Below are 25,433 nucleotides of genomic sequence, written 5' to 3'. Positions count from 1 at the left end.
CGGGAAAGGCCCCCCATGCGACGGCGCAGGCCGGACCAATCAGCCTTCGGTGAAGGCCTTGAGCAGAGTGTGGGGCGTGCCCTCGCCCAACATCACGTGCAGATCGGGGGCTTCGGCGTTCGCTGCGGCACTGCGTACGAACATGGCCTGCTCGTATTCGGTGAGGGCCGTCTCGATGTCGTCGGGGTGTGCGGCGATGGCCTTGCCCAGTTCGGCACCGTCATACAGGGCCAGGTTGGCGCCTTCGCCGTTGGGGGCCGTGAGGTGTGCGGCGTCGCCGAGCAGGGTCACTCCCGGTGTCCGGTCCCACCGGTGATCGACGGGCAGGGTGAAGATGTTGCGCAGGACCGGCGCGGTCTCGCCCTCGGTGACCAGGGCGGTGAGCTCCGGTGCCCAGCCGTCGTACTCCCGCACGGTCCGTGCGGTGGCCGCCGCGGGATCGGCGAAGTCGAAATCGGCGAACCACTCCTGGGTCCCGGACAGGAGCACCCAGGTGTGAAGGTTGCTGTCGCGCTCCCGGTGAGCCAGGATCCCCTTCCCCGGCTCAAGCACCATCATCGATCCGCCCCCGACGGTCTTCGCGCTGGACGGGTGCCGGTTGTCGCCGTCGAACAGATAGGTCTCGATGAACGAGAAACCGGTGTACTCGGGTGTCGCACCGGAAACCAACGGCCGGACCCTGGACCAGGCACCGTCGGCGCCGACCAGCAGGTCCGTGACAGCGGTGGTGCCGTCGGCGAAGGCCACCTCATGGCGGCCGTCGCCCAGACCACGCACACCGCTGACCTTGTGCCCCCATCGGACGGTGTCGGCCGGGAGCGAGTCGAGCAGCATCTGCCGCAGTTCGCCGCGCTGCACCTCGGGCTCGCCACCCGTACCGTCGTCGGGCACGTCGAGCAGGACGTTCCCGTCCCGGTCAAGGAGCCGCATCGCCTGACGCCCCTCCAGGACGAGCCCCCGGAACTCCTCGGTCAGGCCAGCCGTCTCCAGCGCCGGCTGACCGTTGTACTCGCGGATGTCGAGCAGCCCGCCCTGTGCACGCACCGCCGGAGACGGCTCCGCCTCGTACACCGTGGACGGTATCCCGTGGACGTGCAGGACGCGGGCGAGCGTCAGTCCGCCAAGCCCTGCGCCGATGATGGTGACATGTGTGGTCATGGTGATTCCTCGTGTGTCCATGCCCGCCGGATGATCGCCCGGCCGGATCTCCATGAACAGTTCCAGCCCCCGCCGACAAGGCACTGACAGCGCACTGACAGCACCGACAGATGACCGGCACCACCGTCGCGGTCAGAACCAGTGCAGGCAGTGAGGGGCGCGCTCGGTGCGGAAGAGGGCGTCGGCCAGGACGACCGCGGCCGGGCGGTGGACCCGGATGCGTCCGGCCCGCACCAGCGTGCTCGGGGCGGTGCCGCCGAGGTAGACCGAGCCCAGGTCGCTCACGTCAAGGGACAGGTCGGGCGCCCGGTCCGTCGGGACGCAGTCGGCCTTACCGTCCCGGACGGTCAGCAGGTAGCGGCCGCCCTCGCCGAGGAACGGGTCCTCGACGTCGAGGACGAGCTCGCCGTCCATGGACCAGCCGCGCGCGGTCAGCGCGCCCGGGACGTCCAGCAGCCGCACCCAGAGCCAGTCGGTGTCGCCGCTCACCTCGCCGGCCCGGAAGTCCGCGAACTGCCAGCGCAGCGGGTGCCCGGGCGGGACGTGCTTGAACACGACCTGAGAGACCAGGTCGTGGCCCAGTACGAACCGGGCCAGGGCCGTGAAGACGGTGTCGTCGGTGGTGATGGTCTCGTCGACCGTCAAGGTGCCGGACTCGATCGAGTAGCTCGCGTACCCGTCCGGTACGCCGTCGGCATCCCGATGGACGGCGATGTAGCGCGGCGCCGGTGAGATCGGGGGCTGCCCCGCGCGCAGGGCCCACCAGCGGTGCGGCCGGGACAACGCACCGGGCTGGGCACGCCGATACCGGTCGTAGACCTCTTCCAGGATCTCGCCGCACACGTCACGCCGCAGCACCTCGACCGAGCCGTTGTCCGCCCCGGTCGCCGGTGCGTCGTCCCCTGTGCGAGCCAGGGGAACAGCGAGGGCAGCCTTGTGGCGCGGCACTGTCAGCCGAGACGTGTGGGTCGCCGGACCGTAGCCGAACCTTCCGTAGATCGGGGCCTCGGAGGCCAGCAGCACGGCCAGGAACTCCCCCCGGGCCCGCAGGTCGCCGAGCTGGTGCCGCATCACCGCGCTGAGCACGCCCTGGCGCCGGTGCGAGGGCAGGACACCGACGGAGCTCACCCCTGAGACCGGGACGAGGGCCCCACCGGGCAGGGTGAGATCGAAGGCGTACGCGGCGGCGGTGCCGACGGGCCGCCCGTCCTCCGTCAGGGCAAGCAGACAGCGGTCCGTCCGGAGCGCCGACCACCACTGCCCGCCGCCGTCGACCGGGGTTTCCGGGAAGAGCCCGAACGCCGCATGCACCGTGTCGACGAAGACGTCAAGGTCCTCATCGGTCGTGGAACGGATCTCCATCGCTGCGGCGGCCTCCTCGAAATCTGCCGTCACCCACTACCGTCGACGCCCCCACAGCGGCTCGCTGCGGGGGCGTTCTGACTGGTGGGCGCGGGCAGTTTCGAACTGCCGACATCTGCTTTGTAAGAGCAGCGCTCTACCCCTGAGCTACGCACCCGTGGATGAGGCAACAGGTTACATGGCCCGCAGCCCCCGGCGGCAATCCGGTTCCGGGCCCGGCTCCGTCGCGGTGGCCCGGGGCCGGTACGGGGGTTAGCCCCACCCCGGAGACGGTAGCCGTCCGGATCGTGCGGGGAATCGGGGCGCGCATACCGTGGGGCCACACCGGCCGTGCAGCGCTCTCAGGGGGACTCGACACCATGACCATCCGTACACGACGTACCGAGGCACTCGTGGCCGCCGGCGGGACCGTGCTGCTGGTGGCCGCGCTCAGCGGCTGTGGCAGTACGGATGTGGGGGACGCGCCCGACGAGCACAAGTCGTTCGCCTTCAGCGGGAAGGCGCTCACCATCGACGCCGACAATTCGAGCCTGGAGCTCGTGTCCGCCGATGTGAAGGAGATCGAGGTGACCCGCCGGGTCGACGGGTGGGTCGTGCTCGGCAGTGGGCCCGACCCCGTGTGGAAGCTCGACGGGGACACGCTGAGGCTCGAGGTGAAGTGCGGGGGCATGATCAGCGACTGTGACGGCCACCACGTGGTCAAGGTGCCCCGTGGACTGGGCGTGACCGCGTCGGGGAGCAACGGGGAGGTGAGCGCGACCGGGTTCAGTGCGCCGCTCAAGCTCTCCGGTGACAACGGCGGGGTCCAGGTGCGTGACATCTCCGGGCCGCTGGAGCTGAGCTCGGACAACGGTTCGATCGAGGCAGACCGGATCTCGGGGAGCTCCGTGACCGCCCGCTCGGACAACGGGTCGATCAAGATCGGGTTCACCCAGGTCCCCGACCTGGTGGACACCGTCAGTGACAACGGGCGCATCGCCATCGACCTTCCCGCGGGGAAGGAGACGTACGCCGTGTCCGCCGCCGCGGAGAACGGTGACGTGTCCGTCACGGTGCCCCGCAGCGACAGCAGCAAGCACGTGGTGAAGGCGCGCAGCGACAACGGAGAAATCACAGTCCGAAGTGCGAACTAACCGACCCGTGCGTTCGTCCTAACTGGTGCGAGAATGAACCGGGCAGGGTGAATCGGCACGGGAGAGGGATGTGACGGCGACGCACACGCGGCCGCAGGCGAAAGCGAGTGGTGGTTCCGCCGTCAGGGACGTCCTGGTGCTGATGCTGCTGCCGGTTCCTCTCGTCGCCGCCGCGCTGCCCGGCGCCTTCGCGGGCGGTGGCACGCGCCGCTGGTTCGGGGGGCGCGGGGAGAGTCAGCGTGCTGACGCGCAGGCGGCGAAGGACGCGGCGGCCAACGCCTTCTACGAGCTGGACACCGCGCAGCGCGATCTGCGGATCTCGATCGAGACGATCACCGCCGTGGACAGTTCGCCGCGCGCCCGCAAGGCCGCGGAGGACTTCGCGGAGCTGGGCCGGCGGATCGACGCGGCCAGCCTCGACTACATCACCGCGGTCGACGCCCATGACCTCGACCGGGACGATCTGGAGCCCTCGGCGGCCGCGGGTGCGCGGACCCAGCTGACCCGGGCCAAGGACGATCTCGTACGGGTCAAGGGCGAGCTCGACCGGTTCTCCCAGGGGCTCGGGACGCTGCTCAGCAGCGCGGAAACCCAGCTCGCGCGGCTCGCTCCCGCGGTGGAGCGGGCCCGGCAGGGGCTGCTCGCCGCGAGTAACGCCCTGGACACGGTGCGCGCGTCCGGGCTGCGGGCGGACGAGCTCGCGGCCCGGCTCGCGGCTCTCGGCCCGGAGCTGACCAAGCTCAACCAGGGCGCGGGGCAGCACGGCGTCGCCGAGACCCTGCAGCGCGCGGACCGGGTGCTGCGGGACTCCGAAGCGGTGCGCGCGGAGGCGGAGCAGTTGCCCGAGCGGGCCGCCGAGATCGACCGCAGGCTGGTGTCGCTGCGCACCCGGGCCCAGGCGCTGACCACCCGCGCCGGGCAGGTCGAACCGGTGCTCAGCGAGCTCCGGCGGCGCTTCTCGGCCGCCTGCTGGCAGGACCTGCAGCCGGTTCCGGAGCAGGCCGCGGTCAATGTCAGGCAGGCCGAGACGAAGCTCGCGGAGGCCGCCGCCGCGCGGTCCGAGCAGCGCTGGGCCGATGCGACGTCCCGCCTGAGTACGGTCAGGGCGCTGCTCAACGCGACCGATGAGGCGGTGTCCGCCGCCGGGGACCGGCTGAAGCAGCTTGACGCGGTCGCCAAGAATCCGCAGGCGGAGATCGACCGCACCCGGTTCGCGATCCGGGACGCCCAGCGTCTGGCCATGGCCGGCCGGCAGACGCCCGATCCGCGCCATGCCCGCCCGCTGGACGACGCCGTGGGGCGGCTGGACCGGGCGATCGCCGGTCTCGAAGGCCGCCACCCCGACTACTGGCATTTCCTGACCGAGACCGAGGCGGTGCGTGGGACGGCGACCCGTGTGGTCTCCGCCATCCGTGAGGACCTGGGAAGCGGCACCTGAGCACACCGGGCGCGGCGCGGCGCTGCTGCCGGAGCGGCCCGACATTGCCCGGCGCTTGATTTGTCCCCGGCGGCCGGTGGGCCGATCCTGGAGGTTACGCGGCGGCTTCCGCATCCCGCCGATCCGCCGAGGTGCCCCTGGCCGGTACGCGGCCGAAGGAGGCCGTCATGGTCACACACATCCTGCATCCCCCGCGCCGTCACGGCGGGCCCGCCCGTCGCGGAACGGCCCTCCTGGACGAACAACTGCCCGTGGACCACCGCCTCAGCCGCGTCTACCGGGTCGGCGCGGGCCTGATGGGCCTGCTGCTCGTCGCCTTCGGCATCCTGGGGCTCATCGACCGTATCGGCTACTTCGACACCGGCGGCGACACGGTGGCGGGCCTCAACACCAACGGCACGCTGAGCGTCCTGTCCATCTGTGTCGGGCTGCTGCTCTTCGCCGGCATGGTCGTCGGCGGGAACTTCGCCTCGACCCTGAACATGGTCCTGGGGGTCGCCTTCGTCCTCAGTGGGTTCGTGAATCTGGCCGTGCTGGACAGCAGCATGAATTTCCTGGCCTTCCACATGCAGAACGTGCTGTTCAGCTTCGTGGTCGGGCTGCTGCTGATGATGTTCGGCATGTACGGAAGAGTCAGCGGCGCCCTGCCCCACGACAACCCGTACTGGCGGGCCCGCCACCCCGAGCAGGTCGCCAGGGAGCAGCGCCGGCCGCGCGCCCCGATGCCCGGTGTCGCGAAGGGCGAGGGACTCTGATCGAGAGGCTCTAATCTGGGGCCATGCCTCGTTACGAGTACCGCTGCCGCCCCTGCGGCGAGACGTTCGAACTCAGCCGCCCGATGGCCGAGTCATCCGATCCCGCCTCCTGCCCCTCCGGGCACGAGGACACCGTGAAGCTGCTCTCCACCGTGGCCGTGGGCGGCTCGGGCTCCTCCGCCGCTCCGGCCGCCGCCCCCGCGGGCGGCGGCGGTTGCTGCGGCGGAGGCTGCTGCGGCTGACCCCACCGCACGCTCTGTCGCTGCTCCTGCGGCTCGCCCGCGTGTGCTCAGCGACCCGCCCGCACAGGGTCGGCGGCGCGCAGGAAGCGGCGCAGGATCTCCTCGCCCGCGGCGCCGCCCCGCTCCCGGAGCACCTCGGTGTTGGGCGCGCCCCAGCCGCAGTCGGCGAGCTCGCCGTGACCCGGGCGCCAGGCCCGGTCCGCGGCGAGCAGCAGGTCGGCGTCCAGGAGCGAGTCACCGGCGGCGAGCGTCAGCGTGGCACCGCTGCGGCGGGCCACCTCCCGCATCGCGGCGCTCTTGGTGAGCGGCTTGGGTACGACGTAGATCTTCCGGCCCTGGAGCGAGACGGTCCATCCCCTGGGGTCGGCCCAGGCCGTCAGCTCCTTGACCCAGCCCTCGGGGAGGGCGGCGCGGTCGACGACGAGGTAGGCGAAGAGGTCCTCGGCGACGCGTTCCTTGAGCAGCCAGGAGGGGTCGCCCTTCGCCTTGAGGTGGGCGCGGACCTCGGCGAGTGAGGCGCACTCGCCGGCGATCCGGCGTGCCACGTGGTCCTGCCAGTCGGGGTCGGAGACGCCGTCGACCAGGAGGTGTCCACCGTTGGCACAGATGGCGTACCGGGAGGCGGGTCCTGGCAGGTGGATGCGGCCGTACTGCTCCCGGGTCCGGGTGGTGGTCGGGACGAACACCGTGGTGCGGGCCAGTTCGTCGAGCAGCGCGGCGGCGGTCTCCGTCATGTAGCAGAGGGGCGCACCGCCGTAGACCTCCACGCAGAGCAGGCGCGGGGCCTGCGCGTCGGGCATGGACAGCTGGAGGGACGCCGCCGAGTAGATGAGGGTGCGGTCGAGATCACTGGCCACCAGCGTCACGGGGGTGTTCTCGGGCGTGCTCCCGGGGGCGTTCACCGTTTCGCTCACTTCGCCGTCACCGCCGTGCCGTCGACGCCCGTGGCGCCGCGCGTGTACTTGGGGTGGATCAACCCGACGCAGGTGTACGGGAGTTCCCGGACCTCCTCGACCGGGACCCCACGCTGCTCGGCCAGCAGCCGTACGTGGTCGAGGTCGGCGCCGGCTCCCCGCTTGGCCAGGATCTTCCAGGGAACGCGGCGCAGCAGCACCCGGGTGGTCTCGCCGACGCCGGGCTTGACCAGGTTCACGTCGTGGATGCCGTACTCCTCACTGATGCGTTCGACGGCGGCCCAGCCCTCCCAGGTGGGGGCGCGGTCCGCGGCGAGCAGTTCCTTCGCCTCGGCGTCCACGGCTCCGGCGACCTCGTCGAAGCGGGCGGCGACCGTGTCGAGGAACAGTCCTGAGACATCGGCGTCCGCGAGTTCTCGGTAGAACTTCGCGCCGTGGAAGTCGTCCGGGCCGACCAGGTCGGAGCGCAGGACCGTACGGGAGATCAGCCCGGACACGGTGGAGTTGAGGCAGGCGGACGGGATGAGGAAGTCCTCGCGCGTGCCGTACGTGCGTACGCAGCCGCCCGGGTCGGCCAGTACGGCGATCTCCGGGTTGAACCCCCCGAAGTCCTCCAGTGCCGCCGCGAGTTCGCGGGTGATGGCGCCCTTCCCCGTCCAGCCGTCGACGAAGACGACATCCGCGGGGTCGTGGTGGGCGGCCAGCCAGCGCAGGGCGTTGGCGTCGATTCCGCGGCCGCGGACGATGGAGACCGCGTAGTGCGGCAGGTCCAGGCCGTGGCGGTGCTGGGCCCAGCGGCGCATCAGGACGCCGACCGGGGTACCCGCGCGGGCCAGGGAGACCAGCACGGGCCGGGGTCCGCGTTCGGCGAGTACGGTCTCGGTGACGGTGCCGACGGCCCGCGCGATCCGGGACGCCGAGGTGTCCAGGGCGGCCTTGAAGAGCTCCTGGTACTGCGTGCTGGGCTGGTACTCGACGGGCAGCGATTCCGCGTAGTGGGCGCCGCCGCTCTGGATCGCCTCCTCGCGCTCCTCGGTGGGGGCCTCCAGGGCCGTGTCCGAGAGGTCCTGGAGCAGCCAGCCGACGTCGTCCGCCGCGTAGGAGGAGAAGGCGGGTCCCCGGAGGGGTTCGGGCAGCATGGCGGCTTCCTGCCAGTCGTGGGGCGGCGGGGGGACGTACGAGGGGACGACCGCGAGCAGCACCTGGCCGGTGTGCTCGGCCAGCCGGGCCAGCAGTCCGTCGGGGGCGTGCAGGGCGGGGGTGTCGGCGGTGGAGTCGACGACGGCGACGACGGCGTCGAAGCCCGCTCCCGCGACGTTGTAGGCGTACCGGTCGCCCGGTCCGTCGGCGGGTTCGTCGTGGGCGGGGAAGACGAGGCGGCTGCGTATCGCGTAGCCCGGGTCGTCGACGGCGAGCACGGGCGAGCGGGTGGTGGTGGAGTAGCGGACATCGGCCGTGGTGGCGTCCTCCAGGGCGGTGCCGAGCCGCAGGGGTGCGTACATCAGCTCCTCGAAGCCGAGGACGAGCACCCTGCGGGCGTCGCCGAGGGCGCCGGCGAGGCGGGCGGCCATGGCGGGGAGGGCGGCTTCGAGGGCCGCGCGCTGGACCGGCGTGAAGCCGTGCCGTCCGCCGTCGGGCACACCGGCCGGCCAGTCCAGGGCGACGCGGAGGGGGGCGGGCCGTGGCATGGCGGGCTCACTCACCGCGAGAGACCCACTCACCGCGTCCTGCCCGTGAGCCGCCTCGTGCTCGGCCACCAGGCCCCGGCCCTTCTCCAGGACCCCGTCCGGCAGCCGCACGGTGCCCCGGGCGCGGGCCACCAGGTCGACGCGGGCACCGATCTCGCCGGCGAACTCGGCGAGCCGCCCCCGGTCGGCCTCGGAGCGCATGTCCACCAGGGCGACGATGACGTACCGGTCCCTGGGGTAGCGGGCGTGGAGGGCCCGGATGGTGTTGAGCACGGTGTTGCCGGTGGAGAACTCGTCGTCGACCAGGACCAGCGGCGACCCCTGGGCGGTGGCGTTCAGCAGGTCCGGGTCCTCGGGCAGCAGCAGGTGGGAGGTGGCGTGCGAGTGCGCCTCCTCGAAGCCGCCCGCCTGTGCGACGCCGGTGACGGGGCGCCGGGTCGAGTGGAGGTACGGGGCCACCCCGAGCCCGTCCGCGACGGCGTGGCCGAGCCCTGTCGCCGTCTCGGCGTATCCGAGGACGACCGCGCGGCGGGCCTCCTCCTCGCCCAGCAGGTCGCGTACCCGCTCGCCGAGTTCGAAGCCGACGCCGTGGACGACGGAGGGCCGCTGCGGCACGTGCTTGCCCAGGACGTTCGAGACGAGCAGATGGGCCCGCTTCGGGTTGCGGCGCAGGGCGAGGCCCAGCAGCTCCCGGAGCTCACCGTCGCCGACGAGCTCGACCCCGAGCCGTTCCGCGACCCAGTCGCCCGACCACTCCACGTCGCTCACCGCTTCGTCCACTGCCTCTTCTTCCCGTATCCACTCGTTCGCCCGCCCGTACCCGTCCGTGTCCGCCGTGTCCACGCTCAGGCCGCCACGCCGGCGGCCAGCAGGTCCACGAAGCCGACCTCCTCGCGGGCCACGCCGAAGACCTCGGCCCGCTGGAGGGTCCGCTCGGCCCAGGCTCGGTGGGGCTTCACTTCGTTCATCTTGTTCGTGTAGGCCGAGCGCAGCACCCCGCCGCCGCCCCGCTCGGGCCGCAGGATGTCCTGCGCGTCGCAGTACTCCTCGTGGCTGACGACCGACAGCGCGTGCACGGGCGCCACGTGCGACGGGTGGATGCAGGTCTTGCCGAGCAGCCCGTTGGCCCGGTCGAGCTCGATCTCGCGCAGCAGCCCGTCGAGGTCGTGCTCGATGAGCGCGTTGCGCAGCTCCTCGGCCTCTCCCATGAAGGGGCTGCGGCGCAGCTGGGGCTTGAACATCCGCTCCTGGAGCCGGAAGTACTCCCATACGGGCCCGGTGATGGTGAAGCCGGTGCCGTCCGCCCGGCCCAGCACGTTGACGACGTCGCCGATGACCGCACCGACGATCTGGACGTCGTACGCCGTCATGTCGGGGGCCCGGCGCAGACCGTAGGCGGAGCAGAAGTCGGTCACACCGAGCCGCAGCGCCAGGACCCGCTCGCGGTACTTGTCGACGGTGCGGGCTATCCCCCGCAGGGTTTCGCCTCTGGTCTCCAGGTGCAGCAGTTCGGGCGATTCGAGGACCGGCATCGCGAACAGCCGGTGCCCGCTCTCCGCTTCGGCCGCTGTGAGCGCCTCCATGAAGAGCTCGCCCCGCTCTTCCGTGAATTTCGGAAGTACGAATCCGGACAACAATCGGACGGAGCTTCCCAGCCGCCGTACGAGGTCCAGAATCTGCTCGGGCTCGCGGACCCTGATGAAGAGCAGCGGCACATCGGCGTCACGCGCCTCGATGTCGGCGAACTGCCGGACCAGGTTGGCCTCCGCGCCGACCACTTCGGCGTCGTCGATGGAATCCTCCAGGCAGAGCACCATGGAGACGACTCCACGCCCGCTCTGCCTGATCACGTCGTCGGCCAGCCTGGGCCGGGTCGCGGGGCTGTAGAGCGTGGCTCCCAGGGCCGCGGACAGCATGCGGGAGGGGGAACCCGCGTCGAATTCACGCGGCTCCCTGAAGAACAGAGCCTCCCGGACAGCGGGCGAGATGTGCCCGAAATGACGCATGTGATTCCCCCGTACTGCCTTGTGGACCGGACATACATGTGGCCGGTAATAATACGTTCGGACAGGTGTCGCTGGTTCCCCGTCCCTATGAACTCGAGGTGTCCCCCGCGTATCTCACACCCCGCGCGGCGCGCCTGCGTGCCCCTCGTGAACAGCTCCTGGCCTACTGTTTCGTACCCCCGCGTTGCCCGGATCCCCACCCAGCAGGCAGGATGATCGCCATGACGCACGCGATGCTGAAGGGATCGAACGTCCCCCTCGACGCCACGGCCGTGCGGGCCGTGCTGCGCTGGACTCCGGGTGCCGGGGTCCCGGATGTGGACGCCTCCGCGCTGCTGATCGGCCCTTCCGGACAGGTGCGTTCCGACGAGGACTTCGTCTTCTACAACCAGCCGCGGCACCCTTCGGGCCTCGTGCGGCGGCTGCCCAAGCGCAGTGCCCCCGAGGGGCTCACGGACACGATCGAGGCGGATCTCTCCTCGCTCGACCCCTCCGTGGAGCGGGTGGTCATCGCGGCTTCCTGCGACGAGGCGGCGTTCGAGCACGTGACGGACCTGCGGATATCGCTGTACGACGCGGCTTCCGCCGACGGCGAGCCGCTCGCGGTGTTCGATGTGCGGGCGGAGACCGGCGAGGAGACCGCCGTCATCTGCGGTGAGCTGTACCGGCGCGGTGACGGCTGGAAGTTCCGCGCCGTGGGGCAGGGCTACCCGACGGGCCTTGTCGGACTGGCCACCGCCTTCGGGATCTCGGTGGACGAGGCCGAGGCGGCCTCCGAGCCCGGCCCCGCGGCCGTGCCCGGCGCCCCCGACCCGTCCGCGTCCTTCCCGCCGGCGCCGGAGGCCGAGCCGCAGGCCGCCGACCGGAACCAGCAGCCCTCGCCCGACTCGCAGGCCACGATCCAGCACCAGCAGCCCGCGTACGGCTACCCACAGCCGCCGGTGGCGCCCCAGCCGGCCTACGGCTACCCCCAGCAGCCCGCCGTGTCCCCTCAGCCCGCCTACGGCTACCCACAGGCCGCCCCGGCCCAGCCCGCGTACGGCTATCCGCAGCCGGCAGCGGCTGCGGCGCATGCCGCCGACCCGGCTTTCGTACTCCCGCCGCAGGGCCCGCAGTTCATCCGGTCGTGAACCGGGGGCAGGTTCGCCCCCCACGGTGCGCACTCAGGCCCGTGTCTTGTAGCCGCGTCCCCACTGCATGCCGAAGCCGTACATTCGGTCGAGCTCGGACTGGAAGCCGTACACGAACTTCACCTCACGGCGCACGATCAGCTCGCCCTTGACGTTCTCCACCGTGAAAACGGCGCAGGAGCGGGCCTCCGGGGCGTGCTCGTCCAGGTCGATCTCGATGCGCGGGCCGTTGCCCGGATAGAGCGTCACCTTGGCGTGCGTACGGTCGAAGGCCGGGGTCTGGTCGTAGATGTACACGAAGAACAGCAGCCGCTTGATCTCCTCGTGCTTGTCGAGGTTCACATAGACGGTCTCGCCCGACGGCGCCCCGAACCGGTCGTCGCCGCTGAGCCTGATGTACGGCGGCGCGTTCAGGTCGCCTATGAGGTTACCGAGGGGCTGTACGACGCCCTTCGTGCCGTCCGACAGCTCGTACATGCAGCCCAGGTCCAGGTCGACGTTGACCATGCCCTGGGTGTGCGCCTGGACCACGTCCGGCTTGAAGAGCTTCATCGGCCGCAGCAGCCGGCCGCTCTGCTGCGGCCGTCCGCCGATGTCCGAAGTCCGCATCCGCCACGACAGGTTGACGCGCAGATTGCCTGACAGCGCGCCCTGCTTGGTCAGCGAGACCGTCGCGTTGCGCTTGGAGAGCACGATCGAGCTCGTCGCGGAGTTACCCGACTCGAACTGCGTCGCCCGCCGCGGAAACAGGCCGTCCCAGAAGGCCATCCCAACCCCCACACGTATCGGTAGTACCGTCCGGCCCCGCACATACGGCCCACACGTCACTGCGGGGCAGCCGTCGGGCCGGGTCCGGGTGTTCCCGGAGAACCGCCACCGTGGGCCGCCCCGCAGAGAGAGCGTTCCGCAATCCCTACCGGGTCACACCCCGGAGGACACTTCTGCCTTGGAATCGGAGCCGCCGCCGCCCTCGCCGCCTGCCGCCGCGATGGCCTTGTTGCGCCGCACGGAGGACCAGAAGGACCAGGCGATCAGGATGACCCCGACGGAACCGGTGATCAGCTCGTGGATCTCGTACTGGATGGTGACGAGCAGGATGATCGACAGGGCGCCGATCGCGTAGTGCGCGCCGTGCTCCAGGTAGACGTAGTCGTCCAGGGTGCCCTGGCGGACCAGGTACACGGTGAGCGAACGGACGTACATGGCGCCGATACCGAGGCCGAGGGCCATCAGGACGATCTCGTTGGTGATGGCGAAGGCGCCGATGACGCCGTCGAACGAGAAGGACGCGTCGAGTACCTCGAGGTAGAGGAACATGAAGAACGCGGCCTTGCCCGCGAGGACCACCGAGGAGACCGACTTCCCGGACTTCTTGGCCTCTTCCTCGGCCTCGTGCTCGCGCTCCTCCTCCTCTTCGAGCTTGTTCTCGAAGAATCCGGAGAGACCGCCGACCACGAGATAGGTGATCAGACCCGCGATACCGGAGAGCATGACGGTCGACGCCTTGTCGGCGTGCGCGCCACCGTGCTGGTGTGCGTGAGTGGCGAACGTCATGGCCGAGATCAGCAGGACGATCAGCGCAACGCAGACCGACAGCATGTCGATCTTGCCGAGCTTGGCGAGCGGACGCTCGATCCAGCGCAGCCACTGGATGTCACGGTCCTCGAAGATGAAGTCGAGGAAGATCATGAGCAGGAACATGCCACCGAAGGCGGCGATCGACGGATGGGCGTCCGTCACCAGTTCCTTGTACCTGTCAGGGTCGTTGAACGAGAGGTCGATGGCCTCGATCGGACCCAGCTGGGCGCTGATGGCCACGATCACGACGGGGAACACCAGCCGCATGCCGAAGACCGCGATGAGCACGCCGACGGTGAGGAAGATCTTCTGCCAGAAGGCACTCATCTTCTTCAGGATCCCGGCGTTGATCACCGCGTTGTCGAAGGACAGCGAGATCTCCAGGATCGACAGGATCGCGACGATGCCGAATGCCTGCCACCCCCCGTAGAGCACCGCTGCGACCAGGCCGACCGCGGTAACCGCGAACGACCAGCCGAAGGTTTTCAGAAGCACTGGCTACCCCATTGTGTATGTACGGGTCTCCCCCGACTGAGTACGGGGCTCCCCCGCGCCGAGCGCGGCTTTACGAAACGTTGACCCCGAAGTCTAGAGCGATGCCCCGGAGCCCTGACGCGTACCCCTGCCCGACTGCACGGAATTTCCACTCACCGCCATAGCGGTAGAGCTCACCGAAGATCATCGCGGTCTCCGTGGACGCGTCCTCACTGAGGTCGTACCGCGCCAGCTCCTGGCCGTCCGCCTGGTTCACCACCCGGATGAAGGCATTGGCCACCTGGCCGAAGGTCTGACCGCGGTTGTCGGCCTCATGGATCGAGACCGGGAAAACGATCTTGTCGCAGTGCGCCGGCACCTGCGTGAGGTTCACGATGACGGACTCGTCGTCGCCATCCCCCTCGCCCGTGAGGTTGTCGCCGGTGTGCTCGACGGAGCCGTCCGGGCTGGTGAGGTTGTTGTAGAACACGAACCACTCGTCGCCGAGCACCCGGCCCGACTGGCACAGCAGCGCGCTGGCGTCGAGGTCGAAGTCGGCTCCGGTCGTGGATCGTGCGTCCCAGCCGAGCCCGACCAGCACCTGAGTGAGATTGGGTGCGGCCTTGGAGAGGGAGACATTGCCTCCCTTGGCGAGCGTGACGCCCATGGTGTGTCCTCCCCGAGTCGATGGACGGTCGTTCGGCCCGGCAGCGGCGCCGATGGACGCGGGGTGCCCTGCCGAGCGCGTCCGGCGCCGCACAGGGTGCGACGCCGGACGCGGTGGAGCTGAGAGTGTCCGGGGGGTCCCCCGGACCGGCTCAGACGTTGACGCCGAAGTCCTGCGCGATGCCGCGCAGACCGGAGGCGTACCCCTGGCCGATGGCACGGAACTTCCACTCCGCGCCGTTGCGGTAGAGCTCGCCGAAGACCATGGCGGTCTCCGTCGAGGCGTCCTCACTCAGGTCGTAGCGGGCGAGCTCGCTGTTGTCCGCCTCGTTCACCACGCGGATGTACGCGTTGCGCACCTGGCCGAAGCTCTGCTGGCGTCCCTCGGCCTCGTAGATCGAGACCGGGAAGACGATCTTGTCGACGTCGGCCGGGACGCCGGCCAGGTTGACCTTGATGACCTCGTCGTCGCCCTCGCCCTCACCGGTGAGGTTGTCACCGGTGTGCTCGACCGAGCCGTCGGGGCTCTTGAGGTTGTTGAAGAAGACGAAATTCCCGTCACTGCCGACCTTGCCCTCGGCGTTCGTCAGCAGCGCGCTGGCGTCGAGGTCGAAGTCACCGCCGGTAGTCGTCCGGGCATCCCAGCCCAGACCGACGATGACCGCCGTCAGGTTCGGTGCGGCCTTGGTCAGCGAGACGTTGCCGCCCTTGCTGAGGCTGACTCCCACGAGTCCTCCAAAAGTTTTGAGAGGGCCGGCAGACACCAGCGCCCCCGTCGTGCGTTGGCATAGGATCAACGTTTGGATCCTAGTGACCGGTTCCCGGCCAAAACAGGCTTTTGGCCGGTCGCCGCCAGGAGATCCCCGGATCCGGTGGTTCGCAAACCCCGGACCTGCCCGATCCCACCGGATCCCACCGGATCAGATCGAGTCGAGCGCCTTGATGTAGTCGTTCAGGTCGCGCGCGTCCGGCAGCCCGTTGACGACGGTCCAGCGGACCACGCCCTCCTTGTCGATGATGAACGTGCCGCGCACCGCGCAGCCCTTGTCCTCGTCGAAGACGCCGTACGCCCGCGAGGTCTCGCCGTGCGGCCAGAAGTCCGAGAGCAGCGGGTACTCCAGGCCCTCCTGCTCGGCGAAGACACGCAGGGTGTGGATGGAGTCGTTGGAGACGGCGAGCAGCTGGGTGTCGTCGTTCTCGAACCTGGGCAGCTCGTCGCGGAGCGCGCAGAGCTCTCCCGTGCAGACACCGGTGAAGGCGAAGGGGTAGAAGAGCAGCACCACGTTCTTCTCACCACGGAGGTCAGAGAGCTTCACGGTGCGTCCGTGGTTGTCCTTGAGCTCGAAATCCGGAGCCTTGGTGCCGACCTCGATCGCCATGTACACGCATCCCTTCACGAACGTCACACTTCCCCGGCCTGGGCCGTCCGGGTGACACCCACCCTACGCAGCGCCGCCCGGAGGCCCCGGGCAGGCCCGCGCCGGCGCATACGAAGGCCCCCGCCGGCAGGATGCCGTCGGGGGCCCGGGTCGTGATGTAAAGAGCTCAGCGCTTGGCCGGGGCCCCCTTGGGGGTGACCAGACGGCTGCCCGTCCAGTCCTTGCCCGCGTTGATGCTCTTGGTCTGGGCAAGACCAGCTGTCTGGGCAGCCTCGTTGATGTCGCTCGGCTCGACGTATCCGTCGCGGCCTGTCTTGGGCGTCAGCAGCCAGACCGCCCCGCCGTCCTCGATCAGACCAATGGCATCCACCAGCGCGTCCGTAAGGTCGCCGTCCTCGTCGCGGAACCAGAGCAGGACGACGTCAGCGACGTCGTCGTAGTCCTCGTCGACGAGTTCCTGGCCGATTGTGGCCTCAATGCCCTCACGGAGCTCCTGCTCGACGTCGTCGTCGTAGCCGATCTCCTGGACCACCTGTCCGGGTTCGAACCCAAGCCTTACGGCCGTGTTGGTCCGTTCCTCCGCGTGGTCCGCGGTCGCGCTCACGGGTTGCCTCCTGATCATGTTTCGGAAAATGCTTCAGCCACGCGCGTGCGCGGGGCATTGGCCGTAGTCCACACGGGCTCGGCGAATCGCGCAAGTACCCGGCGTCCGAGACCGCCTAAACGGTGACGTTCCCTGCCACGTCGCCGCAACGTCCGGCATGTCTCCTGCGGGGCCGGAAATGGTGTCCGGACCCTTTGGACCGACCAGCGTCCTTCATCAGCTTATGCCGTTTCGCTCCGACATTCGGATTCGAACGGGCTTTGGGAACGCTTGGCCGGGTTGAGCGTATGGTTGCGGTTTGGGCAGGACCGCCCTCGCGCCGCTGGTACTCGTGCCCGGACACGGCGTCCGGGAACCTTGCGTTACCCCACGGTAGAGATGACGTTTGGGTACGCGCGGTACACGATGGAGGCGGCGTACAGCCGCCACACCGGGGTACGTTCCCCGCAACCAAGCAGCGAAGAGCAGCACCGAACAGCGAAGGAACAGCGTGGCTTCCGCATCCGATCGCAACCCGATCATCATTGGCGGCCTTCCGAGCCAGGTCCCGGACTTCGATCCTGAAGAGACCCAGGAATGGCTCGACTCCCTCGACGCCGCCGTCGACGAGCGCGGGCGTGAGCGGGCCCGCTATCTGATGCTCCGGCTCATCGAGCGCGCGCGGGAGAAGCGCGTGGCCGTGCCCGAGATGCGCAGCACGGACTACGTCAACACGATCGCCACGAAGGACGAGCCGTTCTTCCCCGGCGACGAGGAGATCGAGCGCAAGGTCCTCAACGCGACCCGGTGGAACGCCGCGGTGATGGTCTCCCGCGCCCAGCGTCCCGGGATCGGTGTCGGCGGTCACATCGCCACCTTCGCCTCCTCCGCCTCGCTGTACGACGTGGGCTTCAACCACTTCTTCCGGGGCAAGGACGACGGCCTCGGCGGCGACCAGATCTTCTTCCAGGGACACGCCTCCCCCGGCATCTACGCCCGCGCCTTCCTGCTCGACCGGCTGAGCGAGGAGCAGCTCGACGGCTTCCGCCAGGAGAAGTCCAAGGCGGGTCACGCGCTGTCCAGCTACCCGCACCCGCGGTCGATGCCGGACTTCTGGGAGTTCCCGACCGTCTCGATGGGCCTCGGCCCGCTCGGCGCGATCTACCAGGCACGGATGAACCGCTACATGGAGGCGCGCGGCATCGCCGACACCTCCAAGTCGCACGTCTGGGCCTATCTCGGCGACGGCGAGATGGACGAGCCGGAGTCGCTCGGCCAGCTCTCCATCGCCGCCCGCGAGGGCCTGGACAACCTCACCTTCGTGGTGAACTGCAACCTCCAGCGCCTCGACGGCCCGGTGCGCGGCAACGGCAAGATCATCCAGGAGCTGGAGTCGCAGTTCCGCGGCGCCGGCTGGAACGTCATCAAGCTGGTCTGGGACCGCACCTGGGACCCGCTGCTCGCCCAGGACCGCACGGGCATCCTGGTCAACAAGCTGAACACCACCCCGGACGGCCAGTTCCAGACCTACGCGACCGAGACCGGGGCGTACATCCGCGACCACTTCTTCGGTGACGACCCGCGGCTGCGCGACATGGTCAAGGACATGTCCGACGACCAGATCCTGCACCTGGGCCGCGGCGGGCACGACCACCGCAAGGTCTTCGCGGCGTATGCGGCGGCCAAGGCGCACAAGGGCCAGCCGACGGTGATCCTGGCGCAGACGGTCAAGGGCTGGACGCTCGGACCGAACTTCGAGGGCCGCAACGCGACCCACCAGATGAAGAAGCTCACGGCCGACGACCTCAAGCGCTTCCGTGACCGCCTGCACATCCCGATCGCGGACAAGCAGCTGGAGGACGGCAACCCGCCGTACTACCACCCGGGCCGGGACTCGGAAGAGATCCAGTACATGCACGACCGCCGCCAGGGTCTGGGCGGTTACGTCCCGACGCGTGTGGTGCGGGCGAAGCCGCTGCCCCTCCCCGACGACAAGGCGTACGCGACCGCGAAGAAGGGTTCGGGTCAGCAGTCGATCGCCACGACCATGGCGTTCGTCCGTGTCCTGAAGGACCTCATGCGGGACAAGGAGATCGGCAAGCGCTTCGTGCTGATCGCGCCCGATGAGTACCGCACCTTCGGTATGGACGCGTTCTTCCCGAGTGCGAAGATCTACAACCCGCTCGGTCAGCAGTACGAGTCGGTGGACCGTGAGCTCCTCCTCGCGTACAAGGAGTCGCCGACCGGCCAGATGCTGCACGACGGCATCTCGGAGGCCGGCTGCACGGCCTCGCTGATCGCCGCGGGTTCGGCGTACGCCACGCACGGCGAGCCGCTCATCCCGGTCTACGTCTTCTACTCGATGTTCGGTTTCCAGCGCACGGGAGACCAGTTCTGGCAGATGGCCGACCAGCTCGCGCGCGGTTTCGTGCTGGGTGCGACCGCCGGACGTACGACGCTGACCGGTGAGGGTCTCCAGCACGCGGACGGCCACTCGCAGCTGCTCGCGTCGACGAACCCGGCCTGTGTCGCCTACGACCCGGCGTTCGGGTTCGAGATCGCGCACATCGTGAAGGACGGTCTGCGCAGGATGTACGGCGGGTCTCCCGAGGAGAACGAGGATGTCTTCTACTACCTCACCGTCTACAACGAGCCGATCCAGCACCCCGCCGAGCCCGAGGACGTCGATGTCGAGGGCATCCTGAAGGGTGTGCACCGCTACCGCAGGGGCGAGCAGGGCCAGATCCCGGCGCAGATCATGGCGTCCGGTGTGGCGGTCCCGTGGGCGGTCGAGGCCCAGCGGATCCTCGCCGACGAGTGGAACGTGAAGGCGGACGTCTGGTCGGCGACCTCCTGGAACGAGCTGCGCCGCGAGGCCGTGGAGGTGGAGCGGCACAATCTCCTCCACCCGGAGGAGGAGCAGCTCACCCCGTATGTGACGCGGAAGCTGTCCGGCTCCGACGGCCCGTTCGTGGCGGTCTCGGACTGGATGCGTTCCGTGCCCGATCAGATCGCGCGCTGGGTGCCCGGCCCGTACCAGTCGCTGGGTGCGGACGGCTTCGGCTTCGCCGACACCCGGGGTGCGGCCCGCCGCTTCTTCCACATCGACGCGCAGTCGATCGTGCTGGCGGTGCTGACCGAGCTGGCGAAGGAAGGCAAGATCGACCGTTCGGCGCTGAAGACGGCGCTCGACCGCTACGAGCTGCTGGACGTGGCCGCCGCGGGCCCCGGCCCGGCGGGCGGCGACGCGTAAGAAGCACGACGCACGAGGACCACGACGCGTAGGAACACGGTTCGCCTGAGGGCGGCGGGGCTTCACGGCTCCGCCGCCCTCCGGCGTTCGCCGGTCGCTCAGTTCTCCCAGATCTTGAAGGCGCGGACGGTATACGGCGACCTGGGCACCCAGGTGCCGCCGCCCGGGTACGTCTCGAACTCGCCGGTCTCAGCGCACTCGGCCGACTGGTAGGTGGTGACGGGACGCCCGGTGCGGTTGACGAGCGCCTGGGCCCGGCCGCCGGCCGGCAGCGGGACACAGCTCTCGATGTCCACGGTGGACAGCTCGTGGGCCTGCCTGGCCCCGGTGAAGTCGGGCTTCGCCCAGAGGCAGAGCTGTCCCGCTCCGCAGGGCGCGAGCCCCGCAGGAGCGGCCTGCGGGGCACTGCGGGTGCGCTGGAGTCCGGTGGGTTCGTGACGGGTGGCCGGTGCGGCGCCGGAGGACGGGGCCGTGGCCGGGACGAGTGCGGTGGCCGCCAGGGTGGCGGCGAGAACGGTCGTGCGCATGGTGGATCAACCCCCGTGGTCGAGCGAGCCGGGCGGCTCGCATGTCCGCACTCTGACCCGCGCGCGTACGGGCCGGAAAGGGGCCGGGCGGCGGACCACCCTGATAGGCGACAGCCCCGCCGGAAGGGTCCGGCGGGGCTGTCGGATGCGCTGTGTTGACGCCTGGGGCCCCGGAGCTGAAGGGGCGGGACCAGGTGTCCATCGAGGGATCAGATGTGGCCTGCGCCCGCTCCGGCCTCGGCGTTCGCACCGCGCTTGGTGAGCGTGGCGACGAGGGCGGCGATCACCGCGACGATGCCGGCGACCATGAAGGCGGTGCTCATGCCCGACACGAACGTGTCATGGGCGACGCCGGTGATCTTCGCCGCGACCTCCGGCGGGGTGCCGGGCGGGACCGGCGGCATGCCGACCTTGATGGCGGCCGACGCCTGGTCGAGCTGCGCCGGGTCGGTGGGCGGAAGCTTCGCGGCCGCCCAGTTGTCTTCGAGCTTCGCGTCGACCCTGGCCGCCATGACAGCGCCCAGGACGGCCGTCCCGAGGCTTCCGCCGACCTGCATGGCGGACTGCTGGAGTCCACCCGCGACGCCGGAGAGCTCCATCGGGGCGTTGCCCACGATGACCTCGGTGGCGCCGACCATGACCGGTGCGAGGCCGAATCCGAGCAGCGCGAACCAGAGCGACATGGTGAGCGTGCCGGTGCCGATGGTCAGCTGCGACATGCCGAACATGGCGATGGCGACGGAGACCATGCCGCCGACCAGCGGCACACGCGGGCCGAACCGGGTGATCGCGGCGCCGGCGAGCGGCGAGCCGACGATCATCATTCCGGTCAGCGGCAGCAGGTGAAGACCGCTGTCGACCGGGCTCATGCCGTGGACGTTCTGCAGGTAGAAGGTGACGAAGAACAGACCGCCCATGAAGGCGAACGCCATCAGCACCATCAGCACCACACCGGCCGACAGCGGCACGGAACGGAACATGGCCAGCGGGATCAGCGGCTCCCTGACCTTCGTCTGGGTGAACGCGAACAGGGCGAACAGCACGATGGCGCCGACGAGGAAGCCGATCGTCTTCGGGTCGCCCCAGCCCCACTCGGAGCCCTTGATCAGCGCCCAGATCAGGCAGAACATGGCCAGCGACAGCAGGACGATGCCGCCGATGTCGAAGGACCTCGGCGCGTTCTTGGCGCGGTGGTCCTTGAGGATCACCAGACCGAAGACGAGCGCGAGCACGCCGACGGGCACATTGATGAAGAAGACGGACTGCCAGCTGACGTGCTCCACGAGCAGGCCGCCGACGATGGGGCCGCCCGCGGTCGAGGCGCCGATCACCATGCCCCAGATGCCGATCGCCATGTTCAGCTTCTCGGCGGGGAAGGTGGCGCGCAGCAGACCGAGCGCCGCCGGCATCAGCAGTGCGCCGAAGATGCCCTGGAGCACCCGGAAGACGATGACCAGGGTGACGCTGCCGGAGAGGCCGATGGCCGCCGAAGCGGCGGCGAATCCCGCGATGCCGATCAGGAAGGTCTGGCGGTGGCCGAAGCGGTCACCGAGCTTGCCCGCGGTGATCAGCGAGACCGCGAGGGCGAGCATGTAGCCGTTGGTGATCCACTGGACGTCGGCCAGCGAGGCGCCGAGGTCCTTCTGGATGGCCGGGTTGGCGATCGCGACGATCGTGCCGTCGAGCGCCACCATCATCACGCCGATGGCGACGGAGAAGAGCGTCAGCCACGGGTGGCCGCGCAGCCCTTTCGCCGGTGCGGGAGCAAGGTCGTCTTCAGGCTCCCGCGGCGCCTTGTCGACAGTGGTCTGACTAGTCATACGACAGGACGTTATGGCAGCTACTGACAGTTGACAAACCAATTCACCGACCAGTAACTGTCACGTAGCTCACAGGCATTCCGAACAGGTGAAAGCAGGGAAATGGAGTCCGGTACGTGACACGCAGGCAGACATCCGGGGCCCCCGCGCCGGAGGCTCCGTACGGATTGCGCGAGCGCAAGAAGCGGCGCACCCGTGAGGCCCTGCTGCACGCCGCGCTCAGGCTCTTCACCACCCAGGGCTACGAGCGGACCACGATCGACGAGATCGTCGGCGCCGTCGACGTCTCCCAGCGCACCTTCTTCCGCTACTTCGCCAACAAGGAGGCCGTCGCCTTCGCCGCCCAGGAGGAGGTGGACGCGCGCTTCCTCACGGAGCTGCGTCAACGTCCCGCCACGGAGACCCCTTTCGAGGCATTGCGCCGGGCCGTTCTGAACGCCTGGACCGCACGTGCCGAAGCCGACGACGACGACATCACCGCCGAACTCCAGATGCGCGCCTACCGGATGATCGAATCGACCCCCGCGCTCCACGCCGCGCACATGCGGCGCCATATCGACCTGGAGCGGCAGACCGCCCTCCTGATCGCGGAGCGTGAGGGGCTTGACCCGGAGGCGGATCCGCGTCCCCTGGTGGCCGTCGCCGCGTTCTCCGGGGTGATCCGGATGACCGGACAGCTGTGGGGCCGGCGGAACGACCCCGGGGTCGACGCGCTCCGGGAGCTCACCGAACTCCACCTGGACCAGCTCGGACCTGCGCTCTCCGGAAGCTGGCACGCCGCCTGAGGCGCTTGTTCACGGGAACCTGACAGGTGTGCCGCAGCCCTCATCGGCCACGCATGGCCGAAGTCACAATGGCCCGGCATCGCGGGCGGATTCGAGTGCCCCGCGGGCTCCGGCCGCGCCTGATCGTGGATCCGGAGCTCACGGAGCGTAAGAGACGGACAGTCAATTCCCCGTGGTCGAGTGATCCCTGTCACCCCTCCCCCGACGTCACGTGCGCGTCTCCTAGGGTGGGGCGCAGTGACTTCCTTCGATTCGTCCCCCACTCTCACCGCATGGCGCGCGCTGCTCGCCATCGCGGTCGTGTTCGTGATGCTGGCGACCACCGGCTGGACCGCCGTGCGTCAGCAGCACTCCAGCTCGCCGCGCGAGACCGCGCTCGCTTCCTGGGCGAAGGACCGCATAGCCGGTCACGCCCTCCCGGACGCGAGTGCTCCCGCGTACCGGCTGGCGCACTTCTTCGCGACGCTCACGGCGGGCCAGCGGGTCGCCCTGGCCGACAAGTACCCACTGGTGGTGGGCAATCTGAACGGCGCGCCGGTCACCCTTCGCTACCGGGCCAACCGGCATGCCCTGGCGCAGGCCGAATCGGCCGAGGAACAGCGGACGAAGGACCCACGACTCTCGCCTGACGGGCGCCATGAGGCCACGCTCCGGCTGGAACGCTTCCGTTCGATGCTCGCCGGTGACCGCCAGATCCTCGCCTTCGACCCGTCGGGCCGTGGCCGGGCGGCCGAGGTGCTCGGCGACCTGGACCGGGCCGAGCGGGTCTCGGTCGTGGTGCCCGGGGTCGACACGAACCTTCTGACACTGGAGCGCACCGGCTCCAAGAAGAACGCCGCGCCCGTCGGCATGGCGCAGTCACTGTACGAGGCCGAGCGCTCGGCGAGCCCCGGTTCGCGTACAGCGGTCATCGCGTGGGCCGACTACACGGCGCCCGCCGGGATCGGGATGGACTCCGCGCTGGGCGGTCTCGCGTCGGAGGGCGCGGTCCGGCTGAACTCCCTGCTGGAATCGCTGCCCGGCTCGTCGGACGTCTCGCTGTTCTGCCACAGCTACGGCTCCGTGCTGTGCGGTGTCGCCGCGCAGGGCCTGCCGTCCAGGGTGTCCGACATCGCGGTCGCCGGCAGTCCCGGGATGCGGGCGGACAATGCCGGCGCCCTGCACACCGGGGCCAGGGTGTGGGCGATGCGGGACAGCGACGACTGGATCGCGGACGTGCCGAACATGGCGCTCGGCGGGCTCGGCCACGGCGCCGACCCGGTCGACCCGTCCTTCGGCGCGCGGATCGTGTCGGCGAGCGGCGCGATCGGGCACAGCGGCTATTTCGAGCCGGGCACGGAGAGTCTCAGCAACTTCGCCGCGATCGGCGTGGGCGCCTACGACTCGGTCAGTTGTGCGAGTTCCGGCAGCGCGTGCAATGGCCGCGGGGAGTTTTCCGGCGAGTCGGAGAACTGACGCGCGTAGAGAGACGTCTTACGCGCGAGGAGAGCGGCGAACGACCTGTCTGCCTGGTCGTGATTCCGCCTGTACCGAAGGGGGACGTGCGGGCCTGTGCCACATACGATGAGGCACATGGGTGATGCGCTGGCTGGAATTCATGCCACCTGGGAGTTCGACACCGACTCCGTGCTCATCCGCTTCGAACGGGGAATCCGCACGCCGAGGCTCTTCCAGAGCCTGCGTGAACGCCGCATTCCGTACGCGGCGTTGTCGTCGGTGACGCTGACCCCTGGCAAGCGGGGCACGGTGGTGCTGCGTGCCGTACCGAGACCGGGTGCCGATCCGCTGCTGGAGGCCGCCGCCGGTCAGCTCAAGGAGAGCCTCGACCCCTACCGTCTGGTGCTGCCCGCCGAGCGCGGGACGCTCGCGGAGTACTACGCCGACGAGCTGCGCACTCTACTCGGATCCGATGCCTCGCTGCCCGCCGAACGCTTCCTGGTGACGGCCCCCGAAACACCGATGCACTTCAAGGCGTACGACGGCAGGGCCGGTTTCGACGGCACCCTGGTCTCCTTCCGGTGGTTCTGGACGGGGGCGTCGAGCGCCAAGTGGAAGGCCGGCGACCAGACGTTTCCCGTGGCGGACCTGGGCGGGATCGAGTGGCGTTCGCCCGAGGCCTTCGAGGGGTATCTCCGGCTGCTGCCCCGTGGCGCTGCGGCGGACTCCGACGCGGACGGTCCGGGGCCGGAAACCGTCCCCGGTGGCGGACAGACGTCCGCGGGGCAGATCCAGCCGGACCAGGATCCCTCCGCCGTCGTGTTCGGCCTGGGCTACGGGCCGGTGCACGAGTCGCTGCCCTTCGCCGCCGCGGTCCTGGAGTCCGTCCGCCGGACCCAGTCGGTGCCGGTCGCGACCGCTCCGGTCCCGGTGGGTGGCGCGCGGCGCGACCCGGCGGACATCGCGGAGCGGATACGCCACCTCGGGGACCTGCACCAGGCGGGCCTGGTGACGGACGCGGAGTACAGCGCGAAGAAGGCGGAGCTCCTCGCCGAGCTGTAGGGCGGGCGGGGAACGCTGAGTTGCAGGGCGGGCGGGGAGCGTC

Annotated in this window: 22 protein-coding genes and 1 tRNA gene; 9 read left to right on the top strand and 14 right to left on the bottom strand. The window is 69.8% G+C overall.

Going from position 1 to position 25,433, the window contains the following annotated elements:
* Nucleotides 1-39: 39 nt before the first annotated feature.
* From AB0C75_RS07575 to AB0C75_RS07565, 3 genes are all read right to left on the bottom strand, one after another.
* Complete coding sequence (locus AB0C75_RS07575; RefSeq protein ID WP_362888041.1) at nt 40-1,158, bottom strand: NAD(P)/FAD-dependent oxidoreductase; 1,119 nt, start codon at nt 1,156-1,158, stop codon at nt 40-42.
* A 132-nt stretch (nt 1,159-1,290) separates the two neighbouring features.
* Nucleotides 1,291-2,520 carry a GNAT family N-acetyltransferase gene (locus AB0C75_RS07570; protein ID WP_362888118.1) on the bottom strand — a complete coding sequence of 410 codons (1,230 nt, stop codon included), beginning with the start codon at nt 2,518-2,520 and terminating at the stop codon, nt 1,291-1,293.
* 82 nt (nt 2,521-2,602) lie between these two features.
* Nucleotides 2,603-2,677: transfer RNA gene (locus AB0C75_RS07565), tRNA-Val, on the bottom strand.
* 202 nt (nt 2,678-2,879) lie between these two features.
* Between AB0C75_RS07565 and AB0C75_RS07560 the strand changes: the two genes are divergently transcribed.
* The 4 genes from AB0C75_RS07560 (at nt 2,880) to AB0C75_RS07545 (ending at nt 6,088) form a co-directional block, all read left to right on the top strand.
* Nucleotides 2,880-3,653, top strand: a complete 774-nt coding sequence (locus tag AB0C75_RS07560) for a DUF4097 family beta strand repeat-containing protein (RefSeq protein WP_362888039.1) — start codon at nt 2,880-2,882, stop codon at nt 3,651-3,653.
* A 70-nt stretch (nt 3,654-3,723) separates the two neighbouring features.
* Nucleotides 3,724-5,091 (top strand): hypothetical protein, encoded by a 1,368-nt coding sequence (locus AB0C75_RS07555; RefSeq protein WP_362888038.1) that lies wholly within the window; start codon nt 3,724-3,726, stop codon nt 5,089-5,091.
* Nucleotides 5,092-5,258: 167 nt separating this feature from the next.
* Nucleotides 5,259-5,846, top strand: a complete 588-nt coding sequence (locus AB0C75_RS07550) for a DUF4383 domain-containing protein (protein WP_362888036.1) — start codon at nt 5,259-5,261, stop codon at nt 5,844-5,846.
* 23 nt (nt 5,847-5,869) lie between these two features.
* Nucleotides 5,870-6,088 carry a zinc ribbon domain-containing protein gene (locus AB0C75_RS07545; protein ID WP_362888034.1) on the top strand — a complete coding sequence of 73 codons (219 nt, stop codon included), beginning with the start codon at nt 5,870-5,872 and terminating at the stop codon, nt 6,086-6,088.
* A 47-nt stretch (nt 6,089-6,135) separates the two neighbouring features.
* On the opposite strand, the gene AB0C75_RS07540 is transcribed toward AB0C75_RS07545, so the two are convergent.
* The 3 genes from AB0C75_RS07540 to AB0C75_RS07530 form a co-directional block, all read right to left on the bottom strand.
* Nucleotides 6,136-7,002, bottom strand: a complete 867-nt coding sequence (locus tag AB0C75_RS07540) for an HAD family hydrolase (RefSeq protein ID WP_362888032.1) — start codon at nt 7,000-7,002, stop codon at nt 6,136-6,138.
* Entirely contained in the window at nt 6,999-9,470 is a 2,472-nt protein-coding gene (locus AB0C75_RS07535) for a phosphoribosyltransferase (RefSeq protein WP_362888116.1), read from the bottom strand. The genes AB0C75_RS07540 and AB0C75_RS07535 overlap by 4 nt, the downstream gene beginning before the upstream one ends.
* Before the next feature lie 65 nt (nt 9,471-9,535).
* Nucleotides 9,536-10,696: an HpcH/HpaI aldolase/citrate lyase family protein gene (locus AB0C75_RS07530; RefSeq protein WP_362888030.1), complete on the bottom strand. Its 1,161-nt coding sequence runs from the start codon at nt 10,694-10,696 to the stop codon at nt 9,536-9,538.
* 212 nt (nt 10,697-10,908) lie between these two features.
* On the opposite strand from AB0C75_RS07530, the gene AB0C75_RS07525 reads away from it, so the two are divergent.
* Nucleotides 10,909-11,826 carry a TerD family protein gene (locus AB0C75_RS07525; protein WP_362888028.1) on the top strand — a complete coding sequence of 306 codons (918 nt, stop codon included), beginning with the start codon at nt 10,909-10,911 and terminating at the stop codon, nt 11,824-11,826.
* A 33-nt stretch (nt 11,827-11,859) separates the two neighbouring features.
* Here the strand turns inward: AB0C75_RS07525 and AB0C75_RS07520 are convergent, their stop codons facing one another.
* From AB0C75_RS07520 to AB0C75_RS07495, 6 genes are all read right to left on the bottom strand, one after another.
* The gene (locus tag AB0C75_RS07520; protein ID WP_362888026.1) at nt 11,860-12,594 is read right to left on the bottom strand and encodes a Tellurium resistance; all 735 of its coding nucleotides are present in this window, start codon (nt 12,592-12,594) and stop codon (nt 11,860-11,862) included.
* Between the two features lie 153 nt (nt 12,595-12,747).
* Nucleotides 12,748-13,899, bottom strand: a complete 1,152-nt coding sequence (locus tag AB0C75_RS07515) for a DUF475 domain-containing protein (RefSeq protein ID WP_362888024.1) — start codon at nt 13,897-13,899, stop codon at nt 12,748-12,750.
* A gap of 70 nt (nt 13,900-13,969) precedes the next feature.
* A complete protein-coding gene (locus AB0C75_RS07510; protein ID WP_362888022.1) occupies nt 13,970-14,545 on the bottom strand; it encodes a TerD family protein in 576 nt (191 codons plus the stop codon).
* Nucleotides 14,546-14,696: 151 nt separating this feature from the next.
* Entirely contained in the window at nt 14,697-15,272 is a 576-nt protein-coding gene (locus tag AB0C75_RS07505; protein ID WP_362888020.1) for a TerD family protein, read from the bottom strand.
* A 192-nt stretch (nt 15,273-15,464) separates the two neighbouring features.
* Nucleotides 15,465-15,923 (bottom strand): peroxiredoxin, encoded by a 459-nt coding sequence (locus tag AB0C75_RS07500; RefSeq protein WP_362888018.1) that lies wholly within the window; start codon nt 15,921-15,923, stop codon nt 15,465-15,467.
* Nucleotides 15,924-16,089: 166 nt separating this feature from the next.
* The gene (locus AB0C75_RS07495; protein WP_362888016.1) at nt 16,090-16,527 is read right to left on the bottom strand and encodes a DUF3052 domain-containing protein; all 438 of its coding nucleotides are present in this window, start codon (nt 16,525-16,527) and stop codon (nt 16,090-16,092) included.
* Between the two features lie 490 nt (nt 16,528-17,017).
* On the opposite strand from AB0C75_RS07495, the gene aceE reads away from it, so the two are divergent.
* Entirely contained in the window at nt 17,018-19,759 is a 2,742-nt protein-coding gene (gene aceE, locus AB0C75_RS07490; RefSeq protein WP_362888014.1) for a pyruvate dehydrogenase (acetyl-transferring), homodimeric type, read from the top strand.
* A gap of 98 nt (nt 19,760-19,857) precedes the next feature.
* Here the strand turns inward: aceE and AB0C75_RS07485 are convergent, their stop codons facing one another.
* Nucleotides 19,858-20,286, bottom strand: a complete 429-nt coding sequence (locus tag AB0C75_RS07485; RefSeq protein WP_362888012.1) for a peptidase inhibitor family I36 protein — start codon at nt 20,284-20,286, stop codon at nt 19,858-19,860.
* A gap of 209 nt (nt 20,287-20,495) precedes the next feature.
* Nucleotides 20,496-22,106 (bottom strand): MFS transporter, encoded by a 1,611-nt coding sequence (locus tag AB0C75_RS07480; protein ID WP_362888011.1) that lies wholly within the window; start codon nt 22,104-22,106, stop codon nt 20,496-20,498.
* Between the two features lie 116 nt (nt 22,107-22,222).
* On the opposite strand from AB0C75_RS07480, the gene AB0C75_RS07475 reads away from it, so the two are divergent.
* From AB0C75_RS07475 to AB0C75_RS07465, 3 genes are all read left to right on the top strand, one after another.
* On the top strand, nt 22,223-22,891 hold the full coding sequence (locus tag AB0C75_RS07475; RefSeq protein ID WP_362888009.1) for a TetR family transcriptional regulator: 669 nt from the start codon (nt 22,223-22,225) through the stop codon (nt 22,889-22,891).
* A gap of 237 nt (nt 22,892-23,128) precedes the next feature.
* Nucleotides 23,129-24,346, top strand: a complete 1,218-nt coding sequence (locus AB0C75_RS07470; RefSeq protein WP_362888007.1) for an alpha/beta hydrolase — start codon at nt 23,129-23,131, stop codon at nt 24,344-24,346.
* A 117-nt stretch (nt 24,347-24,463) separates the two neighbouring features.
* Entirely contained in the window at nt 24,464-25,390 is a 927-nt protein-coding gene (locus AB0C75_RS07465; RefSeq protein WP_362888005.1) for a DUF4429 domain-containing protein, read from the top strand.
* Nucleotides 25,391-25,433 lie beyond the last annotated feature (43 nt).

The organism is Streptomyces sp. NPDC048565 (assembly GCF_040650935.1).
In the GTDB taxonomy this organism is placed as follows: domain Bacteria; phylum Actinomycetota; class Actinomycetes; order Streptomycetales; family Streptomycetaceae; genus Streptomyces.
This window is presented reverse-complemented; position numbering and strand designations above follow the sequence as displayed.